Below are 13,759 nucleotides of genomic sequence, written 5' to 3' on the forward strand. Positions count from 1 at the left end.
AAAAGGAGACGAAAAAAAAGTTTCAAAATTTTTCAATTTTTTCTTGCGAGAAACAAAAAGAAGTTTTAGTTTTGCACCCGCTTTGAGAGATAAGCGAAAGACAAAAAAATTACGTTCGTAGACATATTGAATTGACAGCCGTTCCGATGCAAATCGGAACAGAAAAAATAAGAGTAATGGAATCGTAAGATTCGAATAAGACCGACTGGAAAAGCATCGCATAATAATATTAAAATATACGATGAAGAGTTTGATCCTGGCTCAGGATGAACGCTAGCGGCAGGCTTAACACATGCAAGTCGAGGGGTAGGATTCTTCGGAATCTGAGACCGGCGCACGGGTGCGTAACGCGTATGCAATCTGCCTTTCACAGAGGGATAGCCCAGAGAAATTTGGATTAATACCTCATAGCATAATGAGTTGGCATCAGCACATTATTAAAGTCACAACGGTGAAAGATGAGCATGCGTCCCATTAGCTAGTTGGTAAGGTAACGGCTTACCAAGGCAACGATGGGTAGGGGTCCTGAGAGGGAGATCCCCCACACTGGTACTGAGACACGGACCAGACTCCTACGGGAGGCAGCAGTGAGGAATATTGGTCAATGGGCGCAAGCCTGAACCAGCCATGCCGCGTGCAGGATGACGGTCCTATGGATTGTAAACTGCTTTTGTACGGGAAGAAACACTCCTTCGTGAAGGAGCTTGACGGTACCGTAAGAATAAGGATCGGCTAACTCCGTGCCAGCAGCCGCGGTAATACGGAGGATCCAAGCGTTATCCGGAATCATTGGGTTTAAAGGGTCCGTAGGCGGTCTTGTAAGTCAGTGGTGAAAGCCCATCGCTCAACGGTGGAACGGCCATTGATACTGCAGGACTTGAATTATTGGGAAGTAACTAGAATATGTAGTGTAGCGGTGAAATGCTTAGAGATTACATGGAATACCAATTGCGAAGGCAGGTTACTACCAATTGATTGACGCTGATGGACGAAAGCGTGGGTAGCGAACAGGATTAGATACCCTGGTAGTCCACGCCGTAAACGATGGATACTAGCTGTTGGGGGCAACTTCAGTGGCTAAGCGAAAGTGATAAGTATCCCACCTGGGGAGTACGAACGCAAGTTTGAAACTCAAAGGAATTGACGGGGGCCCGCACAAGCGGTGGAGCATGTGGTTTAATTCGATGATACGCGAGGAACCTTACCAAGGCTTAAATGCAGACTGACCGATTTGGAAACAGATCTTTCGCAAGACAGTTTACAAGGTGCTGCATGGTTGTCGTCAGCTCGTGCCGTGAGGTGTCAGGTTAAGTCCTATAACGAGCGCAACCCCTGTTGTTAGTTGCCAGCGAGTAGTGTCGGGAACTCTAACAAGACTGCCAGTGCAAACTGTGAGGAAGGTGGGGATGACGTCAAATCATCACGGCCCTTACGCCTTGGGCTACACACGTGCTACAATGGCCGGTACAGAGAGCAGCCACTGGGTGACCAGGAGCGAATCTATAAAGCCGGTCACAGTTCGGATCGGAGTCTGCAACTCGACTCCGTGAAGCTGGAATCGCTAGTAATCGGATATCAGCCATGATCCGGTGAATACGTTCCCGGGCCTTGTACACACCGCCCGTCAAGCCATGGAAGCTGGGGGTGCCTGAAGTCGGTGACCGCAAGGAGCTGCCTAGGGTAAAACTGGTAACTAGGGCTAAGTCGTAACAAGGTAGCCGTACCGGAAGGTGCGGCTGGAACACCTCCTTTCTAGAGCCCGATCAGTTAGCCGCAAGGCACGATTGGGAAATAAGATGCCGGACCATTGGTTTGGAATCGTGATTGCATTACTCTTGCTGTTAATTTAAAAAAATGATAAAAATTAAGTAAAACAGAGTCTCGTAGCTCAGCTGGTTAGAGTACTACACTGATAATGTAGGGGTCGGCAGTTCGAGTCTGCCCGGGACTACTATTTGACTTGATTTGAAGGAAATTCTGGAAGCTGGGATTCACCAAAGGAAATTAGAGAAGAATGGGAAATCTAAAATCTGAATTCTAAAATCTAAGATTTAAAAATGGGGGATTAGCTCAGCTGGCTAGAGCGCCTGCCTTGCACGCAGGAGGTCAACGGTTCGACTCCGTTATTCTCCACAGTTCCGAAAGGAAAAAAGTTCATTGACATATTGAGATAAGAAAATAATAAGAAAGTAGAAAGAACACGTTTTGCGATTTATTGCAAGACGGCAGAGACAAGGCATGCCTTGTCTAGTACAATAAGCAAAATAAGGGCGCATGGGGAATGCCTAGGCTCTCAGAGGCGAAGAAGGACGTGATAAGCTGCGAAAAGCTGCGGGGACTGGCACACACAGATCGATCCGCAGATATCCGAATGGGGCAACCCGCTATGCTGAAGGCATAGCACACCGATAGGTGGGCAAACCCGCTGAACTGAAACATCTAAGTAGGCGGAGGAGAAGAAAACAAAAGTGATTCCGTAAGTAGTGGCGAGCGAACGCGGATTAGCCCAAACCGGCATTGTTACGGCATTGCCGGGGTTGTAGGACCGCGATATTTCATGCATGAGGAACCGGAAGCTTCTGGAAAGGAGCGCCATAGAGGGTGACAGCCCCGTATGGGCAACAAATGTAATGGATAGCGGTATCCTGAGTAGGGCGGGGCACGTGAAACCCTGTCTGAATTTGGCGGGACCATCCGCTAAGGCTAAATACTCCTGAGAGACCGATAGTGAACCAGTACCGTGAGGGAAAGGTGAAAAGAACCGTGAATAACGGAGTGAAATAGATCCTGAAACCATGCGCTTACAAGCGGTCGGAGCCCTTTCGTGGGGTGACGGCGTGCCTTTTGCATAATGAGCCTACGAGTTAACGTTGCCGGCAAGGATAAGTGGTTAAGCCATGGATCCGCAGCGAAAGCGAGTCTGAATAGGGCGCTTTAGTCGGCAGTGTTAGACGCGAAACCGTGTGATCTACCCATGGGCAGGTTGAAGCTGTGGTAACACACAGTGGAGGACCGAACCGGTTGACGTTGAAAAGTCTTCGGATGACCTGTGGGTAGGGGTGAAAGGCCAATCAAACTCGGAAATAGCTCGTACTCCCCGAAATGCATTTAGGTGCAGCGTTATTTTAGTTATATAGAGGTAGAGCTACTGATTGGATGCGGGGGCTTCACCGCCTACCAATTCCTGACAAACTCCGAATGCTATATAATGGTTGATAACAGTGAGGGCTTGGGTGCTAAGGTCCAAGTCCGAGAGGGAAAGAACCCAGACCATCAGCTAAGGTCCCCAAATATATGTTAAGTTGAAAGAACGAGGTTTGTCTGCCCAGACAGCTAGGATGTTGGCTTGGAAGCAGCCATTCATTTAAAGAGTGCGTAACAGCTCACTAGTCGAGCGGACGAGCATGGATAATAATCGGGCATAAACATATTACCGAAGCTATGGATTTGCAGCTTGCTGCAAGTGGTAGGGGAGCATTCTGACAGGGCAGAAGGTGTATCGTAAGGTATGCTGGACCGGTCAGAAAAGAAAATGTAGGCATAAGTAACGATAATGCGGGCGAGAAACCCGCACACCGAAAAACTAAGGTTTCCACAGCTATGCTAATCAGCTGTGGGTTAGTCTGGTCCTAAGGCGAACCCGAAAGGGACAGTCGATGGCCAACGGGTTAATATTCCCGTACTTCTTATTGCTGTGATGGGGTGACGGAGTGATGAAAGCGCCGCGAACTGACGGAATAGTTCGTTAAAGCACCTAGCTATAGGGTCTCTAGGCAAATCCGGAGATCTTGGTGAAATGCGATAGTACTCGGAGTCTTCGGACAAAGAGATAGTGCGCCTAAGGGCTTCCAAGAAAAACCTCTAAACTTCAGGCAATAAGAACCAGTACCGTAAACCGACACAGGTAGTTGAGGAGAGAATCCTAAGGTGCTCGAGAGATTCATGGCTAAGGAATTAGGCAAAATAGACCTGTAACTTCGGGAGAAAGGTCGCCCCGAGCAATCGGGGCCGCAGTGAAGAGGTCCAGGCGACTGTTTATCAAAAACACAGGGCTCTGCAAAATCGTAAGATGAAGTATAGGGCCTGACACCTGCCCGGTGCTGGAAGGTTAAGAGGAGATGTTATCTTCGGAGAAGCATTGAATTGAAGCCCCAGTAAACGGCGGCCGTAACTATAACGGTCCTAAGGTAGCGAAATTCCTTGTCGGGTAAGTTCCGACCTGCACGAATGGTGTAACGATCTGGACACTGTCTCAGCCATGAGCTCGGTGAAATTGTAGTAACGGTGAAGATGCCGTTTACCCGCAGTGGGACGAAAAGACCCTGTGCACCTTTACTATAGCTTAGTATTGACCTTGGATAAATGATGTGTAGGATAGGTTGGAGACTATGAAGCGGCGTCGCCAGGCGTTGTGGAGTCATTGTTGAAATACAACCCTTTGTTTATCTGAGGCCTAACCCCGCGATGTGGGGGACAGTGCTTGGTGGGTAGTTTGACTGGGGTGGTCGCCTCCAAAAGAGTAACGGAGGCTTCTAAAGGTTCCCTCAGTACGCTTGGTAACCGTGCGTAGAGTGCAATGGCATAAGGGAGCTTGACTGAGAGACATACAGGTCGATCAGGTACGAAAGTAGAGCATAGTGATCCGGTGGTTCCGCATGGAAGGGCCATCGCTCAAAGGATAAAAGGTACGCCGGGGATAACAGGCTGATCTCCCCCAAGAGCTCATATCGACGGGGGGGTTTGGCACCTCGATGTCGGCTCGTCACATCCTGGGGCTGGAGAAGGTCCCAAGGGTTGGGCTGTTCGCCCATTAAAGTGGCACGCGAGCTGGGTTCAGAACGTCGTGAGACAGTTCGGTCTCTATCTACTGCGGGCGTTAGAAATTTGAGTGGATCTGATTCTAGTACGAGAGGACCGAATTGGACAAACCTCTAGTGTATCTGTTGTCCCGCCAGGGGCACCGCAGAGTAGCTACGTTTGGAAGGGATAAGCGCTGAAAGCATATAAGCGCGAAACCCACCACAAGATGAGATTTCTTTTAAGGATCGTGGAAGATGACCACGTTGATAGGCTACAGATGTAAAGGCAGTAATGTCACAGTCGAGTAGTACTAATAATCCGTAAGCTTATGTACGCCCTTTTCCCGATCCGCCCAGGCGGATCGGGAGGAAACTTTCTAAACTATTCTTCTTTTCTTTATCTCAGTATGTTAAAATATTTGCTCGACGCAGAGCAGTTGATGGTTAATAGTTGATAGTTGATGGAAAATCCAACAACCGACAACCGCAAACCAACAACTAAAAACCTTAAGGTGGTTATTGCGGCGGGGCTCACCTCTTCCCATCCCGAACAGAGAAGTTAAGCCCGCCTGCGCAGATGGTACTGCAGTTATGTGGGAGAGTATGTCGTCGCCTTTCTTTTCAAAAACCCTATCCAAACCGGATGGGGTTTTTTGTTTTTAATGGGATTTTGAAATATTTACTTCCAAATTTCTAACATTCATTTTTTGTTAAATTATAATCAATTGTCGGTCTTATGAGTCAATACTTTAGAATTTTAGAATTTGAATGAGTATTTTTGTGTTTAAATTATTTATTAAACATGAAGAAAAATATTTTACTGTTTGCACTTTTTGTTATCACAAATTTAAGTGCACAACAACGTCCCAAATTAGTTGTAGGTATAGTTGTAGATCAAATGAAAATGGAATATTTATACCGTTTTTCTGATGATTTTTCTCCAAACGGCTTTAAAAGATTAATGAATGATGGTTTTACTTTCCAGAATATGCATTATAATTATATGCCTACTTACACTGCTCCTGGACATGCTTCAATTTATACGGGAACAACACCAGCTACACACGGAATTGTTGGGAACGAATGGTTCAGTAGAAGTCTTGGAAAAGAAATGTACTGCACAGACGATGCCGGTGTGAAAACAATTGGTGATGGTACAGCAGAAGAAGGTGCAATGTCTCCTAAAAATCTTCAAAGTACAACAATTACAGATGAAGTAAGAATGGCTACCAATTTTAATGGCAAAGTGATTGGAATGAGTCTTAAAGATCGTGGAGCCATACTTCCTGCAGGTCATTTTGCAAACTGGGCATTTTGGTATAGTAAAACGGGTTCGTTTATTTCTAGCACATTTTATGGTGAAAGACTACCAGAATGGGTGTCTGAATTCAATAATGAAAAAAACTATTTAAAATATATCAATAAAGGCTGGGATTTATATAAGCCAGCTTCTGTTTACAACGAAAGTCTTCCAGATAACAATCCTTACGAAGGTAAATTATACGGAAGTGCTGCTCCAGTTTTTCCATACGATTTAAAAACTATGTATGAAAAAAATGATGCTGGAATTATTCGTGCAACTCCCTTTGGAAATGACTTATTAGCAGAATTTGCTAAGAGAGCAATTGAGAAAGAGGAACTTGGAAAAGATAATATTACTGATTTCTTAACAGTTAGTTTTTCTTCTACGGATTATGTTGGTCACTTGCTTGGACCAAGATCAATGGAACTACAAGATACTTATTTAAGATTAGATCAAACTATTGCTGATTTCCTAGCTTATCTTGATAAAACAGTTGGAAAAGGAAATTATTTGCTTTTCTTAACAGCTGACCACGCTGGTGCAGAAAATGTAATTTACTTGAAAGATCGCAAGTATAATGTAGATAATTATCCCTCTAAAGAAGTTAAGAAAAGCTTACAGGACTTTTCAACTAAAACTTTTGGAGTTGATTTAGTTCAAAATTATTCGAATTTCAATATTTTCTTTAACAAACAGATTATTAAAGATAAAGGTTTAGAATTAAATAAAGTAAAACAAGCTTTTAAAGAGTTTCTGATTTCACAGCCTCAAGTTAAAAAAGTCTACACGGAAGAAGAAATTTTGGCTAATGCAGGAAATGACTATTCTTTAAATTTTGTGGCAAAAGGATATGACGTTACTCAAAATGGAGATCTTGTAATTGTAGATAAACCTGGAGATATTGAATATTCAACTACTGGTACTTCACATGGAACGATTTATAGCTATGATACTCATGTTCCAGCCATTTTTTATGGATGGAATATTAAAAAAGGTGAGTCATATGATAAAAAAGCTATTACCGAAATTGCACCGACAATAGCTCAAAAAATAAAAGTTACTTTTCCTAATGGAACTGAAGCAAAAGTATTGCAAGAGGTTTTAGATTCAAAAAAGTAAAACTATAATAAAAAACCTGTACTGAAAAGCACAGGTTTTTTTATGCATAAAAAAAAAGGCCTTTCGATAAAGAAAAGCCTTTTATAGTGACTTAAATATAGTAAGCACTTGTTTTGTATTAGCACTATGCGTTTGCTAATACTATTTCTTCGTTAAAAGGTAAATTCCAAGCTTCTGCAACTCCTTTGTAAAGGATTTTTCCATTAGCTACGTTCAATCCTTTTTTCAATTCTTCATTTTCTGCACAAGCTTTTTCCCATCCTTTGTTCGCTAATTGTACAGCATATGGTAAAGTTGCATTTGTTAAAGCCAAAGTTGAAGTGTAAGGCACAGCTCCTGGCATATTAGCTACACAGTAGTGAACGATATCGTCAATAATAAAAGTTGGGTTTTCGTGAGTTGTAGGAGTACAAGTTTCGATACATCCACCTTGATCTACAGCTACGTCAACAACAACAGTACCTGGACGCATTAATTTAAGCATATCACGCGTAATTAAGTGAGGTGCTTTTGCTCCTGGAATTAAAACTGCTCCAACAATTAAGTCAGCATCTTTAATTGCTCTTGTGATATTGTAGTGGTTAGACATTTCTGTGTTTACGTTTGCTGGCATGATGTCATCTAACTGACGTAAACGTGGTAAGCTTAAGTCCATTATAGTAACTTGAGCACCTAAACCAGCAGCCATTTTAGCAGCTTGAGTTCCTACGATTCCACCACCTAAAACTAATACTTTTGCTGGTGGTACACCTGGAACACCTCCTAAAAGAATTCCTCTTCCTTTTAATGGTTTTTCAAGATATTTTGCTCCTTGTTGAATTGCCATACGACCTGCAACTTCAGACATTGGAACCAAAAGTGGTAAACTACGATCGGTTTTTTCTACAGTTTCATAAGCTAAACATACAGCTCCTTTTTCAAGCATTGCATGAGTTAACTCTTCTGAAGAAGCAAAGTGGAAGTAAGTAAATAGTAATTGATCTTTTTTAATTAAAGGATATTCAGAAGCAATTGGTTCTTTAACTTTAATAATCATTTCTGCAATAGCATAAACTTCTTCAATAGTTGGTAAAATTACCGCACCAGCTTCAGCATATTCTGCATCAGCAAAACCACTTCCTAAACCTGCAGTAGCTTGAACATAAACTGTATGTCCATGTTTTTTCATTTCTGAAACCCCAGCAGGAGTTAATGCAACTCTATTTTCGTTGTTTTTTATTTCTTTTGGAACACCTATTATCATAATTGTTGTTATTTTTTTGTTTTTGTTGAAATTGTTTTACAAATCTACAGATAGAGAAGAAATTATGGTTTAAACTCTAATAAATAAGAAAATATTATTTTATTTTTTACTTTTACAGAAAAATATTCTTTTTGAAAGCTTTTTTTATTCTTTAAAAAGAAAAAAAGACTGAATTCTCTAGATTTTAATAAAACGTTTTCGTTATGGCTTTAGATGAAATTGACAAAAAAATCCTACGTCTTTTACAGGAAGATGCGCACTACACTTTAAAAGACATTGCAAACAAAATAAATTTGTCTTTGACTCCCGTTCACGATCGGGTGAAACGTCTTGAAAAAGATGGTATTATAGAAAAGTATGTTACTATTTTAGACAAGAAAAAACTCGGAAATAATCTTACGGTTTATTGTCAGGTAACCTTAACAAAACAGACTTATGATACTTCTGAAGGATTTAATCAGTCGATTTTAAATTTGCCTGAAGTTGTAGAGTGCAATTACGTTTCAGGAAATTTCGATTATATGCTTAAAATTATAATTCCAGACATGGAAAGTTATCATCATTTTCATCAAAAGAAATTGTCTGTTTTGCCTGAAGTTTCTTTAATTAATACTGTTTTTGTTATTTCTGAAGTAAAAAGCACTACCGTCTTACCTATTTAATTAAACAAAAAACCATCAAGATAAATCTCGATGGTTTAAAGAAAAAAAGTTAGTTTAGTTGAATTAATAATAAGTATAACGTCTTACTTTGGCAATATATTTTGCTAAGCGAATTACTTGATGACTGTAACCGTATTCGTTATCATACCAAATATACAGTACAATATTTTTCCCGTCTTTAGAAACAATTGTGGCATTACTGTCATAAATGGAAGGGGCAGATGTTCCAACAATATCAGAAGAAACTAATTCATTATTTAGAGAATATTTTATTTGTTCAACTAATTCGCCTTCCAAAGCATATTTCTTCATCGCTTTATTTATTCCAGCAATTGACGTTGCTTTTTTAACTTCTAAATTTAAAACAACTAAAGATCCATTTGGGACAGGAACTCTGATAGCATTTGAAGTCAATTTTCCTTCTAATGATGGTAAGGCTTTGGCAACTGCGCTTCCCGCACCAGTTTCTGTAATGACCATATTTAACGCTGCAGCTCTACCACGGCGGTACTTTTTGTGCATGTTATCAACCAGATTTTGGTCATTGGTGTAAGCATGAATGGTTTCTAAATGTCCTTTTGTTACTCCGAAAGTTTCTTCTACAACTTTTAAAACAGGCGTAATAGCATTTGTTGTACACGATGCGGCAGAAAAAATATCAGTTTCATCTGGATTAAAATCGTTTTGATTTACTCCATATACTATATTTGGAACTCCTTTCCCTGGGGCAGTTAATAAAACTTTGCTTGCTCCATTAGATTTTAGATGTCTTTTTAAAGCTTCTTCGGTCGTAAATGCTCCTGTATTATCAATAACTAATGCGTCGTTGATTTCAAATTGTGTATAATCGATTTCTTCTGGTGAATTTGCCGTAATAACATGAACCGTAGTTCCGTTAATAATCAATGCATTATTCTTAGAATCGGCAATTACAGAACCATGAAAATCTCCATGAATGGAATCATAGCGCAATAAAGAAGCACGTTTCTCTAAAGTTACAGCGTCATTTTTATCTCGGGTTACAATCGCTCTCAAGCGCAATTGACTTCCTTTTCCGGTTTTAGACATTAACTCTCGTGCCAATAATCTTCCGATTCTTCCAAAACCATATAGAACAACATCTCTTGGTTGAATTTCTTTTGATGATTTTGCTTTCTTAAGTTTTTCAATAACAAAATATCTGGCGTCTGGGTATTTTTCATCTTCTAAACGATATTCGTATGTCAATTTTCCGAGATCGATTTTTGCAGGTGGAAGATCTAAAGATAAAACTACTTTTGCGATTTCTACCGAATCAAATATTGTAATTGGTTTTCCAACGAATTCTCCAGCATATTGATGAAGATTAATAATATCACTGACATTTTTATCCAGTAATTGATTTTTAAATAAAACCATCTCGATCGATTTGTCATACCATAAATCGCTTATGATTTTAATTAATTCGACACCAGCTCTTCTTCGGTCGACTTGTAAGGATACCTCTTTTTGGTACAATGATTTGTTATTCATAATTGATTAAATTGAAATAATAAAACGCTCACTTATTTTATAATTTGGCGCAAAAGTATCTATTTCAATCGATTTCGTAAACTATTTTAGCATTTATTTTTTAAAATGAAAAAGCCACCTTAATTTCTTAAGATGGCTTCTTTTTTAAAGTTTTCAATCTCAGTCTCAGTATTCAGTCTTAAAAGAACTGAAAACTGCGACTTATATAATAATTCTGAAAATCTCTCCGTTTCTGTTGATCATTTCGATTCGAACGCTTTGACCTTCGTCTTTTTTGCTTAAAAGTTTAGAAACCGTTTCAACGTTTGTTGCTTTAACGTTATCAATACTTAGAATAATATTTCCTTGTAATTCATTTTGATACTGCATCAAATTCTCATTTGTAATGTTTTTGATTTTAACGCCATAATCAATTCTGAATTTCTTTTTGTCTGCGGCATCAATATTTTCTAATTCAATTCCTTTAAATTCGGCGCTGTAAAATTCATTTTTACTTAAAGTTACAGGAACGGTTTTAGTTTTTCCGTCTTTAATGTAAGTCACTTTTACAACATCATTTGGACGTTTCGTATTGATATAACCTGATAAATCTGCATAAGTCGAAATATTCTGATCATCCAATTTTACAATAATATCTCCTTTTGCCAAACCAGCTTTTTCTGCACCAGAATTTTTAGAAACTCTATTAATGTAGAATCCTTGAGTTTCCGTAACGCCCAATTCTTTAGAAGCTGTTGCATTTAATTCTCCACCTTCAACACCAAGAATACCTCTTTGAACATTTCCATATTCCATAATATCTTCGATGATTTTTCGCGCAATATTAGAAGGAACTGCAAAAGAATAACCTACGTAAGAACCTGTCATAGAAGAAATCATGGTGTTAATACCTATTAATTCTCCTCTTGCATTTACTAACGCTCCACCACTATTACCTGGATTTACGGCAGCATCAGTTTGGATGAAAGATTGAATCCCGCTCTGGTCTAGATTTCTAGCTTTTGCAGAAACAATTCCTGCAGTTACAGTAGAAGTTAAGTTATACGGATTTCCAACTGCTAAAACCCATTCTCCAACTTTTACGCTGTCAGAATTTGCAAATGCAGTATAAGGAAGTTTTTCGTCGGCATTGATTTTCAAAAGAGCAATATCCATTTTCGAATCTGTACCAATTAACTTCGCTTTGTATGATTTTTTATTGTTTAATGTAATCTCAATCTCTGTCGCGTCTTTAATTACGTGATTGTTAGTTACAATATATCCGTCTTCAGAAATAATTACACCAGAACCAGTTCCTACTTGTTCTTGTTGTTGTTGCCCGCCATAACCGTAGAAAAATTCCAGCATTGGGTTGCTTACTGTTCTTCGAGAAACATTTTTTACGTGAACTACAGTGTGAATTGTTTTATCAGCGGCTTCAGTAAAATCTACTGTTTCGGCTCCTAAACCAACATTTTTTCCATATGAGTTTGGGGCAAGCGTTACAACAGAATTTCCTTTTCCAAAAATAGAATTGTTGCTTTCAAATAATAACTTGTAAGCACCAAGAGTAATAGCACCACTTAAAAGTGAAACTAAAAATAAGGATGAAAATCTTTTCATATTAGAATTTGTAATTAAGTTATTAGAATTTATGTCATGTTTATTTAACGTAAATTTACTTCAAAAAATTATTTGTAAAAATGGTTTAACGCTCTTTAACAATGATTAACATTTCATTAATTAATAGTTCGTACTTTTGTACTTCTAACAACTAAAAAATGCAAATAGAATTTTATAAATATCAAGGTACCGGAAATGATTTTGTAATGATTGATAATCGCTCAAATTTCTTTCCAAAAGAGGATGTAAAACTTATTGAACGCCTGTGCGACAGACGTTTCGGAATTGGAGCTGACGGATTAATACTTTTAGAAAATGATTCTGAAACCGACTTTAGAATGGTATACTATAACTCAGATGGAAACCAAAGTTCAATGTGCGGAAACGGTGGTCGTTGTTTGGTTGCTTTTGCCAATCAATTAGGTGTAATTGATGGCAAAACGACTTTTATCGCAACTGACGGTTTGCATCATGCTTCTGTAAATAATGAATCGATTGTTTCGTTGCAAATGATTGACGTTAACGAAATACAAAAAAAAGATTCTTATACTTTTTTAAATACAGGTTCTCCGCATCATGTTGAAATCGTTGAAGATTTAGAACATTATAATGTAAAAGAAAACGGCGCAGCTATTCGTTACGGAGAATTATATGGAGAAAAAGGAAGCAATATCAATTTCGTAAAGAAAGTAGATAATGATACTTTTTCTTTAAGAACCTACGAAAGAGGTGTTGAAGACGAAACTCTTGCTTGTGGAACTGGCGCTACGGCAGTGGCAATTGCCATGAATGCGATTGGAGAAACCGATAAAACTTCGATAAACTTAAATGTTGAAGGCGGAAAACTTGTAGTTTCTTTCGATAAAGATAATGATGGTTATACAAATGTCTTTCTAACTGGTCCTGCCAAATTTGTATTTAAAGGCACAATTGAGATTTAAATCTAATATCTACAATCAAAAATCTAAAATTGTAAAATGATAACATTAAAAGGCGATTCTATTTATTTGCGCGCGCTTGAACCTCAAGATTTAGAGTTTATTTATTCGATAGAAAATGATGAGAATATTTGGCAAGTCAGCAATACACAGACTCCTTACAGCCGTTTTTTGATCAAACAATATTTAGAAAATGCCCATCAAGATATTTATGAGGCTAAACAGCTTCGTTTGGCCATTTGTCAAGATGAAGATTTTCCTGCTATCGGATTGATAGATTTATTTGATTTTGATCCGAGAAATAATAGAGCAGGAATTGGAATTGTTGTTCAAAAAGAAGAAAATCAAGGTAAAAACATTGGTTCTGAGGCTTTAGAGCTTCTAATAAAATATTCTTTTTACAATTTAAATCTCCATCAATTGTATGCAAATATTGGTATCCAAAATGTAGCCAGTGTCGCACTTTTTACTAAATTTGGTTTTAAGAAAATCGGAATAAAAAAAGACTGGATTTTGTATCATAACCACTATCAAGATGAAGCAATTTATCAGTTAATTAATAAACAAATTTAAATTTTAAG

The 13,759-nt window shown here is 38.8% G+C and carries 7 protein-coding genes, 2 tRNA genes and 3 rRNA genes; 9 read left to right on the plus strand and 3 right to left on the minus strand.

What is annotated here, in order from left to right; translation table 11 throughout:
* Positions 1-238 precede the first annotated feature (238 nt).
* The 6 genes from P0R33_RS17150 (at position 239) to pafA (ending at position 7,221) form a co-directional block, all read left to right on the plus strand.
* Positions 239-1,752, plus strand: a 16S ribosomal RNA gene (locus P0R33_RS17150).
* 125 nt (positions 1,753-1,877) lie between these two features.
* Positions 1,878-1,951 (plus strand) — tRNA-Ile (locus P0R33_RS17155).
* Positions 1,952-2,059: 108 nt separating this feature from the next.
* Positions 2,060-2,133: transfer RNA gene (locus P0R33_RS17160), tRNA-Ala, on the plus strand.
* Positions 2,134-2,253: 120 nt separating this feature from the next.
* Positions 2,254-5,134 (plus strand): 23S ribosomal RNA (locus P0R33_RS17165).
* A 173-nt stretch (positions 5,135-5,307) separates the two neighbouring features.
* Positions 5,308-5,417: ribosomal RNA gene (gene rrf, locus P0R33_RS17170) — 5S ribosomal RNA — on the plus strand.
* The 16S, 23S and 5S rRNA genes sit together here with 2 tRNA genes alongside, the layout of an rRNA operon.
* Before the next feature lie 184 nt (positions 5,418-5,601).
* The gene (gene pafA / locus P0R33_RS17175) at positions 5,602-7,221 is read left to right on the plus strand and encodes an alkaline phosphatase PafA (RefSeq protein ID WP_276172399.1); all 1,620 of its coding nucleotides are present in this window, start codon (positions 5,602-5,604) and stop codon (positions 7,219-7,221) included.
* Between the two features lie 124 nt (positions 7,222-7,345).
* On the opposite strand, the gene ald is transcribed toward pafA, so the two are convergent.
* Positions 7,346-8,464 (minus strand): alanine dehydrogenase, encoded by a 1,119-nt coding sequence (gene ald, locus P0R33_RS17180; protein ID WP_276172400.1) that lies wholly within the window; start codon positions 8,462-8,464, stop codon positions 7,346-7,348.
* 203 nt (positions 8,465-8,667) lie between these two features.
* Between ald and P0R33_RS17185 the strand changes: the two genes are divergently transcribed.
* Positions 8,668-9,126, plus strand: coding sequence for an Lrp/AsnC family transcriptional regulator (locus tag P0R33_RS17185; protein ID WP_053474073.1), 459 nt, complete (start codon positions 8,668-8,670; stop codon positions 9,124-9,126).
* Between the two features lie 63 nt (positions 9,127-9,189).
* Here the strand turns inward: P0R33_RS17185 and P0R33_RS17190 are convergent, their stop codons facing one another.
* Both P0R33_RS17190 and P0R33_RS17195 read right to left on the minus strand, forming a co-directional pair.
* Positions 9,190-10,638, minus strand: coding sequence for a glyceraldehyde-3-phosphate dehydrogenase (locus P0R33_RS17190; protein WP_276172401.1), 1,449 nt, complete (start codon positions 10,636-10,638; stop codon positions 9,190-9,192).
* A 201-nt stretch (positions 10,639-10,839) separates the two neighbouring features.
* Complete coding sequence (locus P0R33_RS17195; RefSeq protein WP_276172402.1) at positions 10,840-12,240, minus strand: Do family serine endopeptidase; 1,401 nt, start codon at positions 12,238-12,240, stop codon at positions 10,840-10,842.
* Between the two features lie 158 nt (positions 12,241-12,398).
* On the opposite strand from P0R33_RS17195, the gene dapF reads away from it, so the two are divergent.
* The gene (gene dapF, locus P0R33_RS17200) at positions 12,399-13,181 is read left to right on the plus strand and encodes a diaminopimelate epimerase (protein WP_276172403.1); all 783 of its coding nucleotides are present in this window, start codon (positions 12,399-12,401) and stop codon (positions 13,179-13,181) included.
* Between the two features lie 36 nt (positions 13,182-13,217).
* On the plus strand, positions 13,218-13,751 hold the full coding sequence (locus P0R33_RS17205; protein WP_276172404.1) for a GNAT family protein: 534 nt from the start codon (positions 13,218-13,220) through the stop codon (positions 13,749-13,751).
* Positions 13,752-13,759 lie beyond the last annotated feature (8 nt).

The sequence above is a fragment of the Flavobacterium sp. YJ01 genome, assembly GCF_029320955.1.
GTDB lineage: Bacteria > Bacteroidota > Bacteroidia > Flavobacteriales > Flavobacteriaceae > Flavobacterium.